Annotated in this window: 23 protein-coding genes; 10 read left to right on the forward strand and 13 right to left on the reverse strand. The window is 68.6% G+C overall.

The window, feature by feature from the left end:
- Positions 1 to 15 precede the first annotated feature (15 nt).
- Positions 16 to 801: a protocatechuate 3,4-dioxygenase subunit beta gene (gene pcaH, locus ACZY1G_RS12185; RefSeq protein ID WP_463822505.1), complete on the reverse strand. Its 786-nt coding sequence runs from the start codon at positions 799 to 801 to the stop codon at positions 16 to 18.
- 71 nt (positions 802 to 872) lie between these two features.
- Between pcaH and ACZY1G_RS12190 the strand changes: the two genes are divergently transcribed.
- The gene (locus ACZY1G_RS12190; protein ID WP_463822506.1) at positions 873 to 1,622 is read left to right on the forward strand and encodes an IclR family transcriptional regulator; all 750 of its coding nucleotides are present in this window, start codon (positions 873 to 875) and stop codon (positions 1,620 to 1,622) included.
- Between the two features lies 1 nt (position 1,623).
- On the opposite strand, the gene ACZY1G_RS12195 is transcribed toward ACZY1G_RS12190, so the two are convergent.
- From ACZY1G_RS12195 to ACZY1G_RS12205, 3 genes are all read right to left on the reverse strand, one after another.
- A complete protein-coding gene (locus tag ACZY1G_RS12195; RefSeq protein ID WP_463814542.1) occupies positions 1,624 to 2,961 on the reverse strand; it encodes an MFS transporter in 1,338 nt (445 codons plus the stop codon).
- Positions 2,962 to 3,017: 56 nt separating this feature from the next.
- Entirely contained in the window at positions 3,018 to 3,881 is an 864-nt protein-coding gene (locus ACZY1G_RS12200; RefSeq protein WP_463822507.1) for a shikimate dehydrogenase, read from the reverse strand.
- 194 nt (positions 3,882 to 4,075) lie between these two features.
- On the reverse strand, positions 4,076 to 4,723 hold the full coding sequence (locus ACZY1G_RS12205) for a TetR/AcrR family transcriptional regulator (RefSeq protein WP_463814544.1): 648 nt from the start codon (positions 4,721 to 4,723) through the stop codon (positions 4,076 to 4,078).
- Positions 4,724 to 4,801: 78 nt separating this feature from the next.
- On the opposite strand from ACZY1G_RS12205, the gene ACZY1G_RS12210 reads away from it, so the two are divergent.
- The 3 genes from ACZY1G_RS12210 to ACZY1G_RS12220 are packed head-to-tail and all read left to right on the forward strand — an operon-like array spanning position 4,802 to position 7,513.
- Positions 4,802 to 6,610, forward strand: a complete 1,809-nt coding sequence (locus ACZY1G_RS12210; protein ID WP_463814545.1) for a bifunctional sugar phosphate isomerase/epimerase/4-hydroxyphenylpyruvate dioxygenase family protein — start codon at positions 4,802 to 4,804, stop codon at positions 6,608 to 6,610.
- A gap of 49 nt (positions 6,611 to 6,659) precedes the next feature.
- Positions 6,660 to 7,103, forward strand: coding sequence for a type II 3-dehydroquinate dehydratase (gene aroQ, locus ACZY1G_RS12215; protein ID WP_463814546.1), 444 nt, complete (start codon positions 6,660 to 6,662; stop codon positions 7,101 to 7,103).
- Entirely contained in the window at positions 7,100 to 7,513 is a 414-nt protein-coding gene (locus tag ACZY1G_RS12220) for a hypothetical protein (RefSeq protein WP_463822508.1), read from the forward strand. Before aroQ ends, ACZY1G_RS12220 begins: the two co-directional genes overlap by 4 nt.
- Here the strand turns inward: ACZY1G_RS12220 and ACZY1G_RS12225 are convergent.
- Genes ACZY1G_RS12225 through ACZY1G_RS12235 form a run of 3 tightly spaced genes read right to left on the reverse strand, consistent with a single transcriptional unit; the run spans position 7,462 to position 9,648 of the window.
- Positions 7,462 to 7,947 carry an N-acetyltransferase family protein gene (locus ACZY1G_RS12225; protein WP_463822509.1) on the reverse strand — a complete coding sequence of 162 codons (486 nt, stop codon included), beginning with the start codon at positions 7,945 to 7,947 and terminating at the stop codon, positions 7,462 to 7,464. The genes ACZY1G_RS12220 and ACZY1G_RS12225 overlap by 52 nt on opposite strands.
- Complete coding sequence (locus tag ACZY1G_RS12230; RefSeq protein WP_463822510.1) at positions 7,940 to 9,040, reverse strand: isochorismate synthase; 1,101 nt, start codon at positions 9,038 to 9,040, stop codon at positions 7,940 to 7,942. Before ACZY1G_RS12230 ends, ACZY1G_RS12225 begins: the two co-directional genes overlap by 8 nt.
- Positions 9,037 to 9,648, reverse strand: a complete 612-nt coding sequence (locus tag ACZY1G_RS12235; RefSeq protein WP_463822511.1) for an acid phosphatase — start codon at positions 9,646 to 9,648, stop codon at positions 9,037 to 9,039. Before ACZY1G_RS12235 ends, ACZY1G_RS12230 begins: the two co-directional genes overlap by 4 nt.
- Before the next feature lie 82 nt (positions 9,649 to 9,730).
- Here ACZY1G_RS12235 and ACZY1G_RS12240 point away from each other — a divergent pair, with 82 nt between their 5' ends.
- The gene (locus tag ACZY1G_RS12240; RefSeq protein WP_463822512.1) at positions 9,731 to 10,534 is read left to right on the forward strand and encodes a ParA family protein; all 804 of its coding nucleotides are present in this window, start codon (positions 9,731 to 9,733) and stop codon (positions 10,532 to 10,534) included.
- Here ACZY1G_RS12240 and ACZY1G_RS12245 read toward each other — a convergent pair.
- Together ACZY1G_RS12245 and ACZY1G_RS12250 are read right to left on the reverse strand one after the other, a co-directional pair.
- A complete protein-coding gene (locus ACZY1G_RS12245) occupies positions 10,531 to 11,748 on the reverse strand; it encodes an Rv3212 family protein (protein WP_463822513.1) in 1,218 nt (405 codons plus the stop codon). The genes ACZY1G_RS12240 and ACZY1G_RS12245 overlap by 4 nt on opposite strands.
- 6 nt (positions 11,749 to 11,754) lie before the next feature.
- Positions 11,755 to 13,224 carry a DEAD/DEAH box helicase gene (locus ACZY1G_RS12250; RefSeq protein WP_463822514.1) on the reverse strand — a complete coding sequence of 490 codons (1,470 nt, stop codon included), beginning with the start codon at positions 13,222 to 13,224 and terminating at the stop codon, positions 11,755 to 11,757.
- A 266-nt stretch (positions 13,225 to 13,490) separates the two neighbouring features.
- Between ACZY1G_RS12250 and ACZY1G_RS12255 the strand changes: the two genes are divergently transcribed.
- Positions 13,491 to 14,201, forward strand: coding sequence for a ferritin-like fold-containing protein (locus ACZY1G_RS12255; protein WP_463814554.1), 711 nt, complete (start codon positions 13,491 to 13,493; stop codon positions 14,199 to 14,201).
- A gap of 1 nt (position 14,202) precedes the next feature.
- Here ACZY1G_RS12255 and ACZY1G_RS12260 read toward each other — a convergent pair whose 3' ends face one another.
- Positions 14,203 to 15,054 carry a hypothetical protein gene (locus ACZY1G_RS12260; RefSeq protein WP_463822515.1) on the reverse strand — a complete coding sequence of 284 codons (852 nt, stop codon included), beginning with the start codon at positions 15,052 to 15,054 and terminating at the stop codon, positions 14,203 to 14,205.
- A 254-nt stretch (positions 15,055 to 15,308) separates the two neighbouring features.
- Here ACZY1G_RS12260 and ACZY1G_RS12265 point away from each other — a divergent pair, with 254 nt between their 5' ends.
- Positions 15,309 to 15,569 (forward strand): DUF3107 domain-containing protein, encoded by a 261-nt coding sequence (locus ACZY1G_RS12265; RefSeq protein WP_046366341.1) that lies wholly within the window; start codon positions 15,309 to 15,311, stop codon positions 15,567 to 15,569.
- A 13-nt stretch (positions 15,570 to 15,582) separates the two neighbouring features.
- Here the strand turns inward: ACZY1G_RS12265 and ACZY1G_RS12270 are convergent, their stop codons facing one another.
- Positions 15,583 to 16,263 carry a TetR/AcrR family transcriptional regulator gene (locus ACZY1G_RS12270; protein ID WP_463814556.1) on the reverse strand — a complete coding sequence of 227 codons (681 nt, stop codon included), beginning with the start codon at positions 16,261 to 16,263 and terminating at the stop codon, positions 15,583 to 15,585.
- 150 nt (positions 16,264 to 16,413) lie between these two features.
- On the opposite strand from ACZY1G_RS12270, the gene ACZY1G_RS12275 reads away from it, so the two are divergent.
- The 3 genes from ACZY1G_RS12275 to ACZY1G_RS12285 all read left to right on the forward strand — a co-directional run bounded on the left by ACZY1G_RS12275 (position 16,414) and on the right by ACZY1G_RS12285 (position 19,616).
- Positions 16,414 to 17,448, forward strand: a complete 1,035-nt coding sequence (locus ACZY1G_RS12275; RefSeq protein ID WP_463822516.1) for a DUF3152 domain-containing protein — start codon at positions 16,414 to 16,416, stop codon at positions 17,446 to 17,448.
- Positions 17,449 to 17,546: 98 nt separating this feature from the next.
- On the forward strand, positions 17,547 to 18,725 hold the full coding sequence (gene moeZ, locus ACZY1G_RS12280) for an adenylyltransferase/sulfurtransferase MoeZ (RefSeq protein ID WP_463822517.1): 1,179 nt from the start codon (positions 17,547 to 17,549) through the stop codon (positions 18,723 to 18,725).
- Between the two features lie 36 nt (positions 18,726 to 18,761).
- Entirely contained in the window at positions 18,762 to 19,616 is an 855-nt protein-coding gene (locus tag ACZY1G_RS12285; protein WP_463814558.1) for a TIGR02569 family protein, read from the forward strand.
- Positions 19,617 to 19,693: 77 nt separating this feature from the next.
- On the opposite strand, the gene ACZY1G_RS12290 is transcribed toward ACZY1G_RS12285, so the two are convergent.
- A complete protein-coding gene (locus ACZY1G_RS12290) occupies positions 19,694 to 19,990 on the reverse strand; it encodes an MGMT family protein (protein ID WP_463814559.1) in 297 nt (98 codons plus the stop codon).
- Between the two features lies 1 nt (position 19,991).
- Complete coding sequence (locus ACZY1G_RS12295) at positions 19,992 to 20,774, reverse strand: alpha/beta fold hydrolase (RefSeq protein ID WP_463822518.1); 783 nt, start codon at positions 20,772 to 20,774, stop codon at positions 19,992 to 19,994.
- Positions 20,775 to 20,781: the final 7 nt, after the last annotated feature.

Consider the following 20,781-nt stretch of genomic DNA (forward strand, 5'->3'; position numbering starts at 1 on the left):
TCGCGCGAGCGCTCATCACTGCTGGTCCTCCTCGAAGACGGTGCGCTGTGCTCCGGTCAGCACGATGTCCCAGCGATACCCCGTGCACCACTCGTGCACCGCGACGTCGTGATCGTAGGTGGCGATGAGACGGTCACGGGCCTTCTGATCGGTGATCGACTGGTAGATGGGGTCCAGCGCGAACAGGGGATCGCCCGGGAAGTACATCTGAGTGATCATGCGCTGCGTGAAATCCGTTCCGAACAGCGAGAAGTGGATGTGGGCGGGGCGCCACGCGTTGTGGTGGTTCTTCCACGGGTACGGACCGGGTTTGATGGTCGTGAACGAGTAATTGCCGTGGTCGTCGGTGAGGCATCGGCCCACGCCGGTGAAGTTGGGATCCAGCGGCGCGGCGTGCTGATCGCGCTTGTGCGCATAGCGCCCGGCCGCGTTGGCCTGCCAGATCTCGACGAGCTGACGACGCACCGGGCGACCGGCGCCGTCGAGGATGCGTCCGGTGACGACGATCCGCTCACCGATCGGAGCGCCGCTGTGCGCAATGGTGAGGTCGGCTTCCGATGTGTGCACGTCGCTCTGCCCGAACGCTGGGGACCACAGTTCGACGCCCTCGGGATCTGCGTGGTGCAGGTCCTTGGTGGGGTGGCGCAACAGGCTGCTGCGGTACGGCGCGTAGTCCAGCCGGGGCTGCGTCTCCTCGTGACCCGAGCGGAGGTAGTCCGACTCGATCGCCGCTATCTCGGCGCTGATCTGCGCCTGGCTCGCCGACGCGCTGTCGGGATCGGTGTCGATGATTGCTGTCATGACGCTGACGCTAGGCGGTGCCGATAGCGGGGCGGAAGACTAGACTTCCGCTGAGCGGAAGGATTCTCCTGATGGCCGGAAATGCTTCGACGGCAGGTGTCACGGTGACTCAACGTTTGCTGGCCATCGTCAGTGCGTTCGATGAGAGGCATCGCGCACTGGCGCTCACCGACCTCGCGCACCGGGCGGATCTCGCCCTTCCCACCGCGCACCGTCTGGTCGGGGAACTGGTGGGGGGTGGCGCATTGGAGCGTCGCCCGGACGGCCGTTACGTGGTCGGTCGGTTGCTGTGGCAGGCCGGCCTCCTCGCCCCCGTAACAGGACGGTTGACCCAGGTGGCAGAACCTTTCGTCAGTGACGTGTATGCCGCGACGCTGGCCACGGTCCACCTCGCGGTGCGCGACGGCGATCAGGTGCTCTACCTGTATCGGCTGGCGGGCCGGGCGTCGGTGCCGATCGTGTCCACAGTCGGCAGCAGGTTGCCGATGCACTGCACGGGGGTCGGGAAGGTGCTGCTCGCGCATGCACCCGCTGACGTTCGCGACGGCGTCATGGCGAATTTGCGACGAGTCACTGCCAAGACGATCACCTCGCGTCACGTGCTCGACGGTCAATTGGAGCGGATCCGACGGGATGGTGTCGCCATGACGGCCGAGGAGATGTCGCGCGGTGCGTGTTCGCTGGCGGTGCCGGTGATCCAAGCCTCGGACAACGCAGTAGCGGCCGCGCTCGGGGTGGTGGTACCCACCCTCAAGCGCGACCGCCAGCGGTTGATCGGTGCACTTCAGGTCGCCGCCCGGGGTATCGGGCGGCTCCTGTAACTCAATGTGCGACGAGCGTCCTCGGGGTCTCCACGGCGGAGCGGCCGAGCTCGGCCGTCGGAACATCCTTCGTCTCACGCGCGGTGAGGGCGGCGCCGGCCGATATCAGGCAGACCACCGCGGTGAAGAGGCTGATGACGACCCAGCCGCCTTCGCGGACACCGCCGAGCGCGGTGACGATGGACGGGGCGAAGCCGGCGAGCAGGAAGCCCAGCTGCGTACCGATCGCCATGCCCGAGAACCGAACCTGGGTGGAGAACATCTCGCCGTAGAACGACGGCCAGACCGCGTTGGCCGCTGCGTAGCCGAACGAGAACGTCGCGATGGCCAGCGCGAATGTGAGCAGGTGATTGCCCTGGCTCATCGAGAGCATGTAGAAGGGCATCAGCGCGGCCGAGGCGAGAGCGCCGTAGATGAAGACCGGTTTGCGACCGATCTGGTCGGCGAGCTTGCCGAAGAGCGGCTGGGTGAACAGCGCGCCGACGTTGGCGGCCACGACGAGCCACAGGGTCAGATCTGCGTCCAGCCCGACCTTCTTGCCGTAGGCCAATGCGAGATTGGCGAACACCGTTGACACGGCGGCGATGAAAGCGCAGAGGACGACGCGCACGACGTCACGCCAGTGGTGGCGCATCAGTGGCACCAGCGGCATGCGGGCGATGGTGCCGGCGTTCTTGGCTTCGGTGAACTGCGGGGTCTCGTGCAGTTGGCGGCGGATGAAGTAGGCGACCACGACCACGGCGGCGGAGAGCCAGAACGGAACTCGCCAACCCCAGCTGTACTTGGCTTCATCGGGCAGGGCCATGAAGGGGATCATCACCAGCGAGGCGAGGATCAGACCGCCCTGGGTGCCGGTCAACGTCCACGAGGTGAAGAAGGCCCGTCGGTCGTCGGGGGAGTGTTCCAGGGTCAGCGAGCTTGCGCCTGCCTGCTCGCCGGCGGCCGAAAGGCCTTGCAGCAGGCGGCAAATCACGAGAAGCGCCGGCGCGGCCCAGCCGATGGTGGCGAAGGTGGGCAGGCAGCCGATCAGGAACGTCGACAGGCCCATCAGCACGAGGGTGAACATCAGGACCCGTTGCCGGCCGATGCGATCGCCGAAATGGCCCAGGATGACTGCGCCGACGGGGCGTGCGATGTAGGCGAAGCCGAAGGTGGCGAAGGACATCACCAGCGCCGCCTCGTCGCCGGAGGGGAAGAACACCTGCGGGAAGATCAATGCGGCGGCCGAGCCGAACAGGAAGAAGTCGTAGTACTCGACTGCGCTGCCCATGAAGCTGGCGAGCGCAGCCCGCCTGGGCGTCTTCTCGGGGAGGGCCCCGGGTTCTCGGGTGGTGGTCATCGGTGACTCCTTTGGCGAATTGTGCCGGATGGCGGGTTTTTTGAGGGCTGAACTGGTCACTCGACGACCAGGGAGCGGAAGTGCTTGGACATCCGTTCCGCGTCGGGGGTGATTCCGGTGATGAGGGCGAAGGCATCGGTCGCCTGGTACACCGCCATGTGACCGCCGTCGAGCGTGCGGCACCCCGCGGCACGCGCTGCCTGCAGCAATGCGGTGTTCAGCGGGCGGTACACGATGTCGGCCACCCAGAGCCGCGGGTGCAGCAGCGCGGGCGCGAAGGCCATGCCCGGGTGGGCGGCCATGCCGGTCGGGGTGGCGTGCACGACGCCGTCGCTGACGGGCAGCAGGTCGGGGAGGTCGTCGAACGCCGCCGCGGCCACCCGGGCATCGCGGTGTCGGCTGCCGAGCTCAGCGGCGAGCCGCCCCGCGCGGGCGACGTCGAGATCGACGATGTGGAGGTCTCGGCAGCCGAGGCGCACCAGCGCGTCGGCGACCGCGGTGCCCGCCCCACCTGCGCCGACGAGGACCACCGTGTCGGTGGCGGCGTCGGGAAGTCCCTCGGTGAAACCGTGGGCGAAGCCGGTGACGTCGGTGTTGTAGCCCCGGGTGCGTCCGTCGGCATCGAAAACCACCGTGTTGACCGCACCGAGTGCTGCGGCGGCGGGGTCGATGTCGTCGAGGTGCTCGACCACCAGCTGCTTGCAGGGGTGGGTGATGTTCAGCGCGTCGAATCCGAGCGCTCGCGCCCACGACAGCACCTCGCCGATGCGGGTGGGGGAGACGCCCAGTTCGTCCAGGTCGATCGTGCGGTACACGTAGTCGAGTCCCTGGGCGCGTGCCTCGGTCATATGCAGTGCGGGGGTGAGCGAGGGGCCGACGCCGGTGCCGACCAGGCCGACGAGGTGGGGACGGGGATTCATTCGGGCCTCTCGTTAATGTACTAACTGGTTAGTACGCAAAGTAGAGCACTGTGGTGCGGGTCGCGTCAAGAGTGGATTGTGATCCGTCCCATACCCCGGTCAGGGCGCGAGCAGACGCGAACTCGCGCGAAAGGACCCGCAGAGCGCGAGTTCGCGTCTGTCCCCTACTTCGTGGGCCCCACGCGGGAGAGAAGTCAGCCGACGGGCGCGGTCAGCCAGCCCACGACGACGTCGCCGATCATCCTGCGCAGGTGGGCGCGCTGGGAGATGTCGGTCAGGTCGATGTCGAAGAGGTAGCCGAAGGTGTAGCGGTTGGCCACCTGGAACACGCAATAGGCGCTGATCACCAGGTGTACGTCCAGCGCGGTGACGTCCGACCGAAAGGCGCCGGCGTCCCGCCCGTCGCGCAGGATCTCGTCGAGCAGGGACGTTGCCGGCTGGGACAGCTCCGGGAGTTCCCGCAGCTGTCGGATGAATTCGCCGCGGTGGATGTTCTCGATCGACACCAGGCGGACGAAGGCGTCGTGGGCGATGTGATGGTCGAACGTGACTTCCGCCAGACGGCGGATGGCCTCGACGGGGTTGGCATGGTCGACGGTGAGCTTCTGTTCCGCCTGCCGGATGCCGCGGTAGGCGTCTTCCAGAACTGCCAGGTAGAGCTGCTCTTTGCCGCCGAAGTAGTAGTAGATCATCCGTTTGGTGGTGCGGGTGCGTTCGGCGATCTCGTCGACGCGGGCACCGGAGTAGCCCGATTCGGCGAACACCTCGGTGGCCACGGCCAGCAGCTCCGCTCGGGTGCGCTCGGCATCCCGCTGCAGTTCGGCTTTCGGCTTGGCGGCCATGGTGGCTGAGCTTACTGTTCGCCCGCCGGGAGGATCAGCGGTCTTTCGCGTTAATGAACTAATTGGTACATTGCTGTGATGAAGACCTCGATCGCCACTGTCTCGCTCTCTGGATCACTGGTGGAGAAGCTGCACGCCTGTGCGGCCGCGGGGTTCGACGGTGTCGAGATCTTCGAACCCGACCTGATCGCCGGCGCCCACTCACCGGAGGAGATCCGGGCGCTGGCCCGTCGTCTCGGCCTCACCCTCGACCTGTACCAGCCGCTCCGCGACCTCGAGGGGGTCGACGAGACCGCGTTCGCCGACAATCTTCGGCGCGCGGCGGCCACCTTCGCCACCGCCCAGCGGCTCGGAATCGAGACGGTCCTGGTGTGCAGCAACGTCGCGACCGCTACCGTCGACTCCGACGAGGTCTCCGCCGCGCAGCTACGCCGCATCGGCGACGTCGCACAGACCTACGGTGTACGGATCGCGTTCGAGGCGTTGGCCTGGGGCCGCTTCATCGACGACTACCGGCGCGCGTGGCGCGTCGTCGAGCTCGCCGATCATCCTGCGGTCGGGGTGTGCCTGGACAGCTTCCACGTGCTCTCCCTGGGACACGATCCGGCGCAGATTTCCGAGATCCCCGCCGACAAGATCTTCTACCTGCAGCTCGCCGATGCGCCCGCGCTGACGATGGACGTGTTGTCGTGGAGCCGCCACCACCGACTGTTCCCGGGCGAGGGGGCGTTCGATCTGACCCGCTTCGTCAGCTGCGTGCTCGCCGCGGGTTACACCGGGCCGCTGTCGCTCGAGGTCTTCAACGACACCTTCCGCCAGACCGACCCGGGGCACACCGCGATCCACGCGCTGCGTTCGCTGAAGTGGTTGCAGGACAAAGTCGCTGTCGCCAACCCGGAAGGGTGGCGGCCCGATCTCGCGACGCTGACCGCAGCCAAGCCGCCCACTGCGTTCGACTTCGTCGAGCTCAAGGCCGAAGACACCAGCGAGGTGGAGGTGTTGCTGGGACAGCTGGGGTTCACGATGCGGGGTAGGCACCGCACCAAGCCGGTGGCGTTGTGGTCGGCGGGGGACGCGCGCATCGTGCTCAACGAACAGCAGGCCCGCGACCGCGCTCCGCATGTCGCCGCCCTCGGCCTGCAGGTGCCCGACGCCGCCGCCACTTCGGCCAGGGCTTCTCAGCTGATGGCGCCGCTGGCCTACCGCCGCACCTACGCCTCCGAACAGCCTTTCGGCGCCGCCGTCGCACCCGACGGCACCGAATTCTTCTGGATCCCCGAAGCGCACGGCGCCCCCGAGTGGGTCGCCGAGTTCGACGGCGGCGTGGCCGACGACGAGCCCAGCCCCATCCGCGCAATCGACCACGCCAACCTCACCCAGCCCTGGCAGACGGCCGAAGACACCGTGCTGTTCCTGCGCAGCGTGTTCGGCCTGACCCCGGACGCGCCCGCCGAGGTGCCGGGGCCGACGGGCCTGATCCGCAGCCAGGTGATGCGTACCGACGACGGCGCCGTCCGGATCCCTCTCAACGTCGCGCCGCATGTGCTCGACCACTCCGGCCTGGCCCAGCATGTCGCGTTCTCCTGCTCCGATGTCGTCGGGGTGGCGCAGCGCGCAGCCGACCGCGGCCTGGCTTTTCTTCCGGTGTCGGACAACTACTACGACTACCTGCAGGGCCGATTCGGCCTCAGCGCCGACGAGGTGGCGCAGCTGCGGGCGCTCAACCTGCTCTACGACCGGGTGCCGGGCTCCCCGGGCGACTACTTCGTGCACTTCTACACCCGCACGGTGGGGTCGGTCTTCTTCGAGTTCGTGCAGCGGTTCGGGCACTACGACGGCTATGGAACCGACAATGCCCCGGTCCGACTCGCCGCCCAGCGGCACTGACACCAGCTCGCCTCGACACTCGCTCCAGCCGCGCCGGTACCGTACGACCGTGACCACACGCCGCCTCCTTCTCGTCAACGGGCCGAACCTCAACTTGCTCGGCACCCGGCAGCCCGAGGTGTACGGATCGACCACGCTCGCCCAGATCGAGGCGATGGTCGGTGACGTGGCCGCGGAACACGATCTGGCTGTGCGCGCGGTGCAGAGCAACCACGAGGGCGAACTCATCGACGCCATCCAGGCGGCCCGTAAGGATTGCGTGGCGATCGTGATCAACCCGGCGGCCTACAGCCACACCTCGGTCGCCATCGCCGACGCGCTCCGCTCGGTCGACCTTCCGGTCGCCGAAGTGCATCTGAGCAACATCCATGCGCGCGAACAGTTTCGGCACCACTCCTACGTGTCTGCGGTCGCCGACATGGTGATCGCCGGCGCCGGGCCGCTCGGCTACGAGATGGCGGTCCGCTACCTGGCGGACAGGCTCGCGCCGTGACGCCCGGGCCGGTGCGGGTGGCCGGTGGGATCGCCGCGCTGCAGGGCGCGCTCGCGCTGGTCATGGCCGTCGTGCTCGTTGTGCGGGAAGCCGCAGGACACCACGAGGACGCGATCAGCGGCTACGGCACCGCGGTGTGGTTCGTGATCATGGGGTCGGCGGTCGCGGCCGCCGGCTGGGCCCTGCTGACCGGGCGGCGCTGGGGCCGCGGCATCGCGGTGTTCGCCAATCTCGTCCTGCTGGGTGTGGCCTGGTACGTGTACAGCTCCGGACGGCTCGGCTATGCGGTCGTGGTGGCCGCCGTGTCGACCGCCGTGCTGGGTCTGCTGTTCAGCCCCGCGGGGTTGGCGTGGTTCACTCAGGCGGATTCCGATGCGAGCGCGGACAATTCGGGTCCCGACACCCGGTAGGTGAGCCACTCGGTCTGCGGACGCCCGCCCACCCCGTCGTAGAGGGCGATCGCGTTCGTGTTCCAGTCGAGCACCGCCCAGGTGAGCCGGGTGTACCCGTGGTCCACGCACTCGCGGGCCAGCCTGGCCAACAGTCGGCGGGCCAGTCCTCGTCGCCGGAATTCGGGCCGCACGAACAGGTCTTCGAGGTAGACCCCTGCCACGCCGTCCCAGGTGGAGAAGTTGCGGAACCACAGCGCGCCGCCTGCGGCCCGGCCGTCGACCTCGGCCAGTAGGCCGTAGACCACGGGGTTGTCGCCGAAAAGCGCGTCTCGTAACTGGGTTTCGGTGACCGTGCACTCCGCCGAGGCTTTCTCGAAGGCGGCCAGTTCATGGATCATCGCGGTCAGCTCGGCTTCGTCACCGGGGCGCACCACCCGAATCGACTCACTCATCGCGCACTCCCAACGCTGCCAGGATCGTCTTGAATTTCGTTGTGGTCTCTGCCAACTCGTCGTCAGGATCGGATTCTGCGACGATTCCGCCACCGGAATGCGCGACGGCGGAGCGACGGTCGGCCGACAGCTGCGCGCAGCGGATGGACACGACCCAGCGGCCGTCGCCGCGTTGATCACACCAGCCCACCGTGCCGGCGTAGAAACCGCGGTCACCTTCGAGTTCGGTGATCAGTTCGGTCGCCGCAGCAGTCGGGGAGCCGCCGACGGCCGGGGTCGGGTGCAGGGCGACCGCGAGATCCAGCGCCGTCGTCGACGTCTCCCGCAGACGGCCGGTGATCGGGGTGTAGAGGTGCCACACCGCCGCGGTCTTCGTCAGGAGCGGCTGCTCGGCGATCTGAAGATCGGTGCACAGCGGGTCCAGGGCATCGCGCAGCGCGTCGACCACGAGCTGGTGCTCATGCCGGTTCTTGGCCGAATCGGCCAACACTGCACCGCTTTTCGCGTCGGCGTCGGGATCGGCGAGTCGCGGCGCCGACCCCGCGAACGGTCGGCAGGTCACCTGCTGGCCGCGGCGCGCCACCAGCAACTCCGGGCTGGCTCCGATCAGTGCCGCGCCGGAATGGCCCTCGCCGGCCGCCGACAGGTCGACGAGATACTTGACGGCCTGTCCGTCCTTGCCGGCGAGTCGGTGCAGCAGCGTGCGCGCATCGAGCGGCCCGTCAGCACCGACCGTCAAGGCCCGGGCGAGCACCACCTTGCGCAGCGCCGTCGCAGGATCGGCGAGGCGTTCCAGAGCGACCGCGACGCGTCGGCGGTGTTCACCCGCATCCGGCGTCGTCGCGGTGATGCGCGCGGGGGGCAGCTCACGCAACGGCCACGCGGGCAGCTCAGGGGTGAAGCGAATGGTCTGAGGCCGGATCAGCGCGGCCGGTTGGCTCAGGTCGAACGGCAACGCACCGACGATGATCGGCGCACTGTGCGACGCGAGCGCGGCCCGCGCATCGGCGATCCGGGGGAACGCGGTGTGCACGCCGTCGGCGACCACCACCTCGTCCGGTCCGGCCAGGACGAACGTCGGCTCCCTCGTCACGTGGACACGGCCGGGTCGGGACGACCGGTCAAGCCCAGCGCGCTGAGCTGACGGACCCCGTGCTCGAAGCCGCACACCGCGATCGACACGGCAGGCATCGCGAAGCGGATGCCCTCGTAGACGGGCTGTTCGATCCAGCGGGTGATCACCGCGCGGGAGAAGTGGCCGTGGCCGACGAACATCACGTCGCGGGTCTCCATGTGCTCGAGCGCCACCGCGATCGCGCGGTCGGCGCGCTCGCAGACCTGCGCCGTGGTCTCCCCGCCGGGACAACCATGCGTCCACACCAGCCAGTTCGGCACCGCCTTGCGGATCTCTTCGGTCGTGGTGCCCTCGTAGTCGCCGTAGTCCCATTCACTGATCAGCGGGTTGACCTCGTCGATGTGCAGCCCCGCGAGCTCGGCGGTGGTCCGGGCGCGCACCCGCGGGCTGCTGATCACGAAAGGGTTCTGCAGTCGCAGCTGGGCCACGGTCTCGGCGGCGGCCGAGGCCTGAGCGCGCCCGTGCTCGGTGAGCTCGAGTTCCGTGCGTCCGGTGTGCTTCCCGGATTTCGACCATTCGGTCTCGCCGTGGCGAAGCAGGATCAGCCGGTGTTGCAGAAGTGCCACAGTGTCCGATTCTGCCGCAACGTCAGGTTCTGCCGCGCGAGCGGGACCTCCGAACGACGCGGTGGGGGCAGAGCGTGCCAAGATGGGAGCTGTGACGCGGGTACTGGCGGTCGCCAATCAAAAGGGTGGGGTCGCCAAAACGACGACGGTGGCGTCGCTGGGTGCGGCGATGGTGGAGATGGGCAAGCGAGTGCTGCTCGTCGACCTCGATCCGCAGGGCTGTCTGACGTTCTCGCTGGGGCAGGACCCCGACAAGCTCGCGGTCTCGGTGCACGAGGTGCTTCTCGGCGACGTCGAGCCCGACACCGCGCTGGTCGACACGGCCGAGGGGATGACGCTGCTGCCGGCCAACATCGACCTCGCCGGCGCGGAGGCCATGCTGCTGATGCGGGCCGGCCGCGAATACGCCCTCAAGCGGGCGCTGGCGAAGCTGACCGACCGCTTCGACGTCGTGATCATCGACTGCCCGCCCTCTCTGGGGGTGCTCACCCTCAACGGCCTCACCGCGGCCGACGAGGTGGTGGTCCCGCTGCAGTGCGAGACGCTGGCGCACCGCGGCGTGGGTCAGTTCCTGCGCACCATCAAAGACGTGCAGCAGATCACCAACGCCGACCTGAAGCTGCTCGGCGCGCTGCCCACGCTGTACGACTCGCGCACCACCCACAGCCGTGACGTGCTGTTCGATGTCGCCGACCGCTACGGGCTGCCGGTGCTGGCGCCGCCGATTCCGCGTACCGTGCGCTTCGCCGAGGCCAGCGCGTCGGGGTCCTCGGTGCTGACGGGCCGCAAGAACAAGGGCGCGGTCGCGTACCGGGAGTTCGCGGAGTCGCTGCTCAAGCACTGGAAGAACGGCAAGGCGCTGGCGACCTTCACGCCGGAGCTCTAACTCCCTGACAACCCGACGATCTCGTCGCCCCGCTGTTCCACCACCGTCGATCCCGCGACCGCCGGTACGACCGGCCCGTCGACGGGCGGTCGCTGCACCGCGATGTGGCGCTCACCGGCGCCGCTGACCGGATCGAACACGTCGTAGCCCGTCGTGACCGGCACGAGCAGGCGGCCCGCCATGATCGTCGCCGGGCCGACGGGCTTGTCGGGCCCTTTCGCCGCGACAGTGTAGCGATAGCGAAAACCGTTGGCGGAGAACACCATCACGGCGTCACCGGTCCACCACGTGATCACGTCCCCGACCCGCGACATCGTCGCGTCGGATGCCGGCGCGCCGGGCACCACGGTGCTGTCGACGGTCGCGCCGGTTTCGTCGACGATGTCCAGCCGGGGCTTCGGGGTGGGGACGTAGAGCGCCGTCGTGGTGTCCGACACCGCCACCACGCGCGCACCGGTGCCGTCGGCAACCCCCTTCTGCGGCACGTACTTGAGCTCCGGGGTGTCCTCTTCGTCCGACGGTCGCAGCAGCGTCAGCCGCACATCGGCCTGATCGGGGCACGCTTCGAGCACCGAGACCGCCGTGGAACTCGCCGCGGCCGAGGTGAAGCGGCACTGCGACGAGGCCGGCTTGCCCGGGTTCAGTGGCGCGTCGAGCGCCCCGTAACTGAGCATCCGCACCATGTCCGAACGCCACATCTCCAGCCGGGTGTCCCCGGCGGACAGCGCGGTGGTGCCGTCACCGGACAGCGTGACCTGCTTGTCGGCGTAGCTGGTTCGTGTGGGTCCACGCATCCCGGTGCGGGCGTCAACGGCGCTGACCTGCCCGCATCCCCGCACGTCGGGATAGACGGCGACGGCGTAGTTGTAGACCCACGTGACCCCGCACAGGTCGAGGTCGCGGGTGTAGCTCCACAGGCTGTCCCCGGTGGTCGGGTCGCGGCCTTCCATGGTGCGGCCGTCGCCGGTGACCACCGCGCCGGCGACGACGAGCGGCTGGCTGGTCCGGGCGCTGGGCGCGGTCCACGCCTGGCGCAACGTCGCGGGTACGGCGGTGGCGGGGGCCAGGGTGGGCACCGGTGCCGCCGCAGGCGTGCTGATCGTGGCCCTGGCGTCACTGGTCCACCAGATGATCGCTGCGACGAGCGCGACGACAGCGACGATCGCCACCGCCGCCACCACATCTGAGCGGGTGCGGCGCTCGGGTCTGACCATGCGGCGCTAGTTGGCGGCCGCGGCCTTGTTCGGCCGGCGCCGACGACGCCGTCGCGGGGCCCGGGTGGCCTCACCGGAATCAGCCGGCTGCGCCTCGCCGTCGGCGGGCTGCTCACCCGTCTCCGGGTGCGAACCGACCGGCTCGCCGCCACGGGTGCGGCGGCGGCTGCGGTTCCTGGCCGGACGTTCGGTGCGCTCACGGGGCTCACGGGTGGGCTTGTCGGTGCTGCGGCTGGGCCCGCCGATCGAGCCGCCGACATCCGTCGGGATGTTCAGCTCTTCGTAGAGGTGCGGCGAGCTCGAGTACGTCTCGGCGGGGTCGGGTGTCTCCAACCCGAGCGCCTTGTCGATCATCGACCAACGGGGCAACTCGTCCCAGTCGACCAGCGTCACGGCGATGCCGGTCTTGCCTGCACGGCCGGTCCGACCGATGCGGTGCACGTACGCCTGCTCGTCTTCGGGGATCTGGAAGTTGATGACGTGGGTGATGTCGTCGATGTCGATGCCGCGCGCCGCGACGTCGGTGGCGACGAGCACGTCGACCTCGCCGGTGCGGAACGACTTGAGCGCCTTCTCGCGGGCGCCCTGCCCGAGGTCACCGTGGACGGCGCCGACCTTGAAGCCGCGCTCGGCGAGTTCGTCGGCGACTTTCTGGGCGGTGCGCTTGGTGCGTGTGAAGATCATCGTCGCGCCGCGGCCGTCGGCCTGCAGAATGCGGCTGACCATCTCGACCTTGTCCAGCGCGTGCGCCCGGTAGGCGAACTGCTCGGTGGTGTCGTGGGTGGCCGAGCCCTGAACGCCCTCGGCGCGGATGTGCGTCGGCTGGTTCATGAACGTGCGGGCCAGCGTGATGATCGGGTCCGGCATGGTCGCCGAGAACAACATGGCCTGCCGCTCGGCGGGGATCTGCTTGAGGATGCGCTCGATGTCGGGCAGGAAGCCCAGGTCGAGCATCTCGTCGGCCTCGTCGAGGACCAGCGTGGAGAGGCCGCCGAGCTGCAGGTGACCCTGCTGAGCGAGGTCGAGCAGCCGGCCCGGGGTGCCGACGACGACGTCGACGCCCTTCTGCAACGCTTCGATCTGCGGCTCGTACGGGCGGCCGCCGTAGATCGCGGTCACGGTCAACTTGCGGGTGTCGTCGGCCATCAGGTACTTCGATGCGCCGACCAGGTCTTCGTAGACCTGGATGCACAGCTCGCGGGTGGGAACGACGATCAGCGCGCGGGGGATGCCGGTGAGCGGCCGCTGCGTGTCGGTGGTGATCCGGTGCAGCAGCGGCACGCCGAAGGCGAACGTCTTGCCCATACCGGTGCGGGCCTGGCCGATCAGGTCGTCGCCGGCCAGCGCCAGCGGCAGCGTCAGCTCCTGGATCGCGAAGGCGTGTTCGATGCCGTTCTCGGCGAGGGCGCGCACGATCTCGTCGCGCACCCCCAGCTCGGCGAACGTCGGAGTGGGATGCGGGGTCACGGGTGTCATAGAGGGGAGAGACCTTTCACTTGTCATCTCATGCGTTTCCACGCGCGCACGAGTTGAGAAGTGAACTTCGCTGCGGCCCAGCTCTGTTGGGGCGGGCCGTGCGGTAACTCGAGACTGTGCACGCACATTGTCACGGTGCCTGCGGCGTGTCACACGCCAGCCCTGACCTGGATCGATCGGTCGGCCGATCCGCCGACACCGGGCTCCATGCTAGCTGGTCGGCCGGTGCTCAGTCACATGCACCGCTGCCGTCTACAGTTGCAGCCATGACTTCCACGCCGCCGGCGGCCTCTGCATCTGCCCCCGCAGCGCAGCCGGGTGCCGCGTCCGCGGCGCTGCCGGCTGACCATCCCGGCGTCGTCGAACTGTTCGCTCTACTGGCATACGGCGAGGTCGCAGCGTTTTATCGGCTGACCGAGGAGGCTCGGATGGCGCCGAACCTGCGGGGTCGGATCAACATGGCCAGCATGGCGGCGGCGGAGATGAGCCACTACGAGGTGCTCCGCGACGAGCTGGAGCAGCGCGGTGTCGACGTCGTGCCGGCGATGACGCGGTACGCGTCCGCCCTGGAGAACTATCACCGCCTGACCACCCCCAGCACCTGGCTCGAAGCGTTGGTCAAGACCTACGTCGGTGACGCGCTGGCGGCCGACTTCTACCTCGAGATCGCCGACGCGATGCCCGGCGCGGTAGCCGACGTCGTCAGGTCCGTGCTGTCAGAGACCGGGCACTCGCAGTTCGTGGTCGCCGAGGTGCGCGCCGCGGTGACGGCCAGCGACCGGCAGCGGCACCGGCTGGCGCTGTGGTCGCGCCGGCTTCTCGGGGAGGCGATCACTCAGGCCCAGTACGTGCTGGCCGATCACGACGAACTCGTCGACCTGGTGATGTCGGCCGGCGGACTGTCGCAGATCACCGAGTTCTTCGACCGGCTGCAGCAGACCCACAGCACCCGCATGCAGGAGCTGGGGCTGGCCTGACTCAGCGGGTGCAGTTGGTGATGATCGAGTTGCCGTTCTGCGCCGCGATCACTGCGCCGTTGGCGTCCAGCACCTCGCAGTTCAGCTGACCGGTGACGCTGGTCCCGGTCACCGAGCTGAGCGTCACACCGGGGTCCAGCGTGATCGTCTTCGACCAGGGCAATGCGACGTTCACGTCGGTCTGCAGGGCGCCCTGGGCATCGGTGTAGATGACGGTGACCAGGTCGAGAAGCCCCTTGGTTCCGGTGATGCGATAGGTGACCGTGCCCGGCACTGCGGACTGCGACGGGGGAGCGGCCTGCGGCGCGGGCAGCAGCGGCGCGGCGGGCGCCGGGACCGGCATCTGCGCGGTGGGTGTCGGGGAGATCGTGGTGACCGTCTCGGCAGGCAGCGACGGCTGCGAGGGCAGCGCAGGTGCGGGTGCGCGCGGTGTGGCCGACGGCTCGGGTGCCGAGGTGGTGGTGGCGTCCTGGGAGGCGTCCGAGGCGATGGTCGCCGACACCGAACCGCTGTCCCCGCCGCCGAGGATCATGCTCGCCATGATCACGGCGATGAACAGGACGGCCCCGGCCACGCCGGCGATCCACATCCAGCGCCGGTCGACGCGGGCCTCGTCGAGGTAGTCCTCGTAATCGGCGTCGTAGTCCTCGTCGTAGTCCCCGTCGATATCACCCGAGTAGTGATCGTCGTCGCGGGGATAGACGTCGGTGTCCAGGTCGGCGCGGTACTCGGCGCTGCCGGAGTCGCCGTACCGGCCGTGGTCCCGGTCGTAGCGGCTGCGCCGACGCGGAGTGCTGACGCGTTCGGTCGGCGTCAGGGCGTACGGCGATTGTGCGGTGTATGGCCTGTTCATCCAGCTGTCCCAGTCGTCGCTTGAGGCGGTGCGGGGCCGATGCTACGAACACTGGCGTGACGGGTGGGGCTGACGCGCCTGCTGTGGCGGTCACGGTCGGGACTCAGTTCGGTCGCTGCGCCGTTGCACAGCGCGAGGTTGCTGGCGGGCCGCTGGCAGGCGCGTTCGCTGACCGCGTAGGTCCCGGGCACGCACTCCGCGGGCGCTGTCCACTAGCCTCCTGGGGAGAGATTCGACGACAGAAGGGTTCCACTGTGGAGGTCAAGATCGGTGTCACCGACAGCCCGCGCGAGCTGATCATCAACAGCGCGCAGACACCGGCCGAGGTGGAGAAACTGGTCACCGACGCGCTGGAGGCGGGCTCGGGCGTGCTGGCCCTCACCGACGAGAAGGGGCGACGCTACCTCGTGCAGGCAGCGCGCATCGCGTACGTCGAGATCGGTGCTGCCGATGCGCGCCGCGTCGGGTTCGGCGTGGGCGCCGTGGGTGCAGAGGTGACGCGGACCGCCGGCTGACGCCGGCAGGTGCTCAGGAGCGCGTCAGCGGGACGTGCGACAGGCCGCCCCAGATGAAGGCGACGGTTCCTTCGACCGCATCGTCTTTGTCGATCGGGCGGTCGTTGTTGAGCCAGTAGCGCGCCGAGTCGACGCTGATGCTCACCAGGCCGACGGCGATCATTCGTGCGCGGTGCGGCTCGAGTCCGGAATCGTGGCTGATGAGGTCGAACACCGCATCGGTGCACGCCTCGGTGGCCACCTTCACCTGGGCCGCCACCTGCGGCTCGGTGACGTAGTCGTTCTCGAAGATCAGCCGGTAGCCCTGGCCGTCGTGCTCGATGAAGTCGAAGAACGCCGCCACCGCGGCGCGCACCCGCTGCCGGTTGTCGGTCGTGGTGCGCAGCGCCTGGCGGACGCCCGAGACGAGATTGTCGACGTGGCGCTGCAGGACCGCCAGGTACAGCTCCACCTTCGACGTGAAGTGTTGATACAGAACGGGTTTGCTGACGCCGGCCCGCTCCGCGATCTCGTCCATGCCGGCCGCGTGGTATCCGCGGTCGACGAAGACTTCGCTGGCCGCGATCAGAAGCTGCCCCCGGCGCTCGTCGCGAGGTAGGCGGTTGCCACGCCTGGCTGTGCCGGAGCTGGACGGCCCCGTACCGCTGGCCGGCTGCCCACTGCGCCGTTGCGCCGTTCGGGCCACTTCGCTCATCAGATCCTCGAGTTCTACTGCCGACGGATGACCGTCGTGAGTTCGGTCTCCTGACATTACTACCGTTAGCTGCTCTAAGACGGGAGGACTCCGGCCCGGCGGCAGGCGCGCCGAGGGCGTCCATCAAGCAACCTGTGTCATCCTGTGTCGGTGACCTACGACCCGGGGCATCGCGGGAACGGTCGCGTTCCGGTGCTCCGCGACGAATGGCGCGAACCGTTGCGCGCGCAGCGTGATCCGCTGGCCGAAGAGACCGGGCGGGCCCGGTCCAATCGCGACGGGCACCAGCGCTGGCGCAAGCAGACATGGCTCGGACGGTTCGTGTCGACCTACGGCTGGCGCGCGTATGCGCTGCCTCTGCTTATCGCTCTGACGGCCGTCGTCATCTACCAGACCATCACCGGGACCAGCGTCGCCCCGCCCGTGGCCGACGACGACGGGCCGGTGCAGGGGCCGCCGACGATCGGTGTCGCCAGTACCGCGATCGTGGGTGCCCCGCCCAAAGGGCTGACGCAGTTCGACGCCAACCTGCCGACCGGCATCCTGCCCGAAGGTGGCCCCTTCACCGAGGCCGGCGCACGCACCTGGCACGTCGTCCCCGGCACCACCCCGCAGGTCGGTGAGGGCACCAGCAAGGTGTTCACCTACACCGTCGAGGTCGAAGACGGCCTCGACACCACGACCTTCGGCGGCGACGACGGCTTCGCCCGCATGGTCAGCGAAACGCTGGCCAATCCGAAGAGCTGGACCCACAACCCACAGTTCGGATTCGTCCGCGTCGACGACACCGCAGGCGTGCAGCCGGATTTCCGGGTATCGCTGACGTCTCCGATGACGGTGCGGGAAGGCTGCGGGTACGACATCCAGCTCGAGGCATCCTGCTACAACCCGGCGTATGACGGTCAGCCACGCGTCTTCATCAACGAGGCGCGCTGGGTGCGCGGCGCCGTGCCGTTCCAGGGAGACATCGGCTCCTACCGGCAGTACGTCATCAACCACGAGGTCGGTCACGCGATCGGCTATCCCCGACACGAGCAGTGCGCGGTCAGCGGCGAGCTGGCCCCGGTGATGATGCAGCAGACGTTCTCGACCAGCAACAACGATGCCGCGCGGTTCGACCCCGGTACGGTCACCCCCGACGGGAAGACGTGCCGATTCAACCCGTGGCCCTATCCGATCGCCTGATCTGTCCTCCGGGCCGTCCGGGAAGCGTCGGGGCCTCGTTGCTGTTGCACCCTGATACCTGTTGAGATGGGTGTCGAAAGTCAACCAAGGAGAGTCCGGTGTCCTCACCGCTGCCACCGCTGGTCGAGCCAGCCGCTGAACTGACCCGCGACGAGGTCGCCCGCTACAGCCGTCACCTGATCATCCCCGACCTGGGCCTCGACGGTCAGAAGCGGCTGAAGAACGCCCGCGTGCTGGTGATCGGCGCCGGTGGCCTCGGCTCGCCGACCCTGCTCTACCTCGCCGCTGCCGGTGCCGGCACGATCGGCATCGTCGAGTTCGACGTCGTCGATGAGTCCAATCTGCAGCGCCAGATCATCCACGGCCAGTCCGACATCGGACGCTCCAAAGCCGAGAGCGCGAAGGACTCGATCCTCGAGGTGAACCCGCTCGTCGAGGTGATCCTGCACGAGGTCCGCCTCGAGCCGGAGAACGCCGTCGAGATCTTCAGCGACTACGACCTGATCCTCGACGGCACCGACAACTTCGCGACCCGTTACCTGGTCAACGATGCCGCCGTGCTCGCCGGGAAACCGTATGTCTGGGGATCGATCTACCGCTTCGAGGGCCAGGTGTCGGTCTTCTGGGAGGACGCTCCCGACGGCCTGGGCCTGAACTACCGCGACCTGTATCCCGAGCCGCCGCCGCCGGGGATGGTGCCGTCCTGCGCCGAGGGTGGTGTGCTGGGCATTCTGTGCGCATCGATCGCTTCGGTGATGGGCACCGAAGCGATCAAGCTGATCACCGGCATCGGCGAGCCACTGCTCGGCCGGCTGATGGTCTACGACGCGCTGGACATGACCTACCGGACGATCAAGATCCGCAAGGATCCGGCCACGCCGAAGATCACCGAGCTGATCGACTACGAGGAGTTCTGCGGTGTGGTCTCCGAAGCCGCCGCCGAGGCTGCCGCGGAGTCGACGATCACCCCGCGCGAACTGGCCGAGCTGCTCGACTCGGGGAAGCCGTTGGCGCTGATCGACGTTCGCGAACCCGTCGAGTGGGACATCAACCATATCGACGGTGCGCAGTTGATCCCCAAGGGCGCCTTCGAATCCGGCGAGGCGCTGTCGAAGCTGACCGTCGATCGCACGCCGGTCTTCTACTGCAAGACCGGGGTGCGCTCCGCGGAGGTGCTGGCCATCGTCAAGAAGGCCGGATTCTCCGATGCGATGCACGTCCAGGGCGGAATCGTGGCGTGGGGTAAGCAACTCGAACCCGACATGGTGATGTACTAACGCGGGGTTGGCGGTCGCGGCAATTACGCTGATGCGGTGACCTTCGAGCGACCACCCGAGCATGTCCTCACGGCCTTCGGGCTGTCCGGAGTGCAGCCGGTGCCGCTCGGGTCCAGCTGGGAGGGCGGCTGGCGCTGCGGTGAGGTCGTGCTCTCGATGGTGGCCGATCATGCCCGCGCCGCCTGGTCGGCGAAGGTACGGGAGACGTTGTTCGTCGACGGCATCCGGCTCGCGCGGCCGGTGCGGTCCACCGACGGACGCTACGTCGTCGCCGGCTGGCGCGCCGACACCTATGTCGCGGGCACACCGGAACCCCGCCACGACGAGGTGGTCTCGGCCGCGGTCCGGCTACACGAAGCCACCGCGACGTTGGAGCGGCCGCGGTTCCTGACGCAGCCGCCGGTGGCGCCGTGGGCGGACGTGGACGTCTTCATCGCCGCCGATCGTGCCGCGTGGGAAGAGCGTCCCCTGCATTCGCTGCCGCCGGGTGCGCGGGTGGCTCCGGGGACGGCGGACGGGCAGAAGTCGATCGACCTCATCAATCAACTCGCCACGCTGCGCAGGCCGACGAAGAGCCCGAGCCAGCTGGTGCACGGGGATCTCTACGGCACAGTGCTTTTCGCAGGCACCGCAGCCCCCGGCATCACCGACATCACGCCGTACTGGCGGCCGCCCGCCTGGGCCGCGGGCGTCGTGGTGGTCGACGCGCTGTCGTGGGGAGAGGCCGACGACGCCCTGATCGAACGCTGGGAAGCCCTGCCGGAGTGGCCGCAGATGTTGTTGCGGGCCTTGCTGTTCCGCCTCGCCGTCCATGCGTTGCATCCGCGGTCGACGGCGGCTGCGTTCCCGGGTCTGGCGCGGACGGCGTCCCTGGTCCGCCTGGCGGTGTGATCGGCTCTTCTGCCGCGGAATAGAATTCCTGGTCGTGAATTCGCGTCGGGCACAGCCGTGCTTTCTCAACGGCTGAGTCAGAAGGTGTGGCGATGCTGCGCCAGGGGGATGCGGCCGTCGACGGCCAGCACCCCTTCGGCACGCAATCGGGCGAGCTGGCGAGTCGTCAGATGGGGCGCGGGGCGCCCGGACGCCCGAATCACACGGTGCCACGGCAGATCTGACGAATCCGTGCGCATGATCCAGGCCACGATACGCGGACTGGACAGCTCGGCGGCTGCGGCGATGTCACCGTAGGTGGTCACCGATCCGGCGGGCACCGAGGCCACGAGTGCGCGGACGGCCTCGACCTGCGCGTCGGTGATCGCCGCCATCTCAGCGCAGCAGGTCTTCGATCAGCGCGGCCGTCTCCGCGGGTTTGGCCAGCGGCACCATGTGGTCGCAATCCCATTCCAGTACAGTAAGATTCGGCCCCAATCCGGCGTCGAGCGCGGCGACCAGCTCGTCGCTGGCGTACGGCGGGTCGGTACGCAGGGCACGCACCAGCGTCGTGGGTGTTCCGTCGCGCGGGATCGGCACCGGCCGGGTGAGCTCGCTCCAGTAGGCGAGCATCGCGGGAATGCTGATCCGCCAGCCCACCCGGCCGTTCGGCAGATCCACAAGGTGCTCGTCGAGTTCGCGGTCGAGTTCGGCCTGCTCGACCTCACCCCACGAGCCGCCCGTCTTCTCGTTGCGGGCCTCGGCGCGGTCGGTGTAGTCGGGCGAGGCGTACATGTCGTCGGCGACCTCGCGCATCCACCGGCCGTCGAGCGCCACCGCCGGATCGAGCAGTACCAGGGCAGACACCAGGTCCGGCCGTGCCGCAGCGAGATTCAGTGCCACCGCACCGCCGAACGAATGGCCCGCGACCACCACCGGTTCACCGCCCTCGCGGTCCAGAAGTGCCGCCAGCGCACTCACGTTGGCCTCGATCGACCACGGTGCATCCCACGACGAGCGGCCGTGGCCGAGGAGGTCGGGCGCCAGTGCCGGTACGTCGGGAAGGTGCCGGTCGAACAGCGTCTCCCACCGCTTGCCGTGGCCGGTGAGGCCGTGGATCGCCAGAACCCGGGCGCGTGAGGCCGGTCCGAATCGGTAGGTGCACAACAGGTCGGTCACCCCACGA

The sequence above is a fragment of the Mycobacterium sp. IDUB_5 genome (assembly GCF_055419565.1).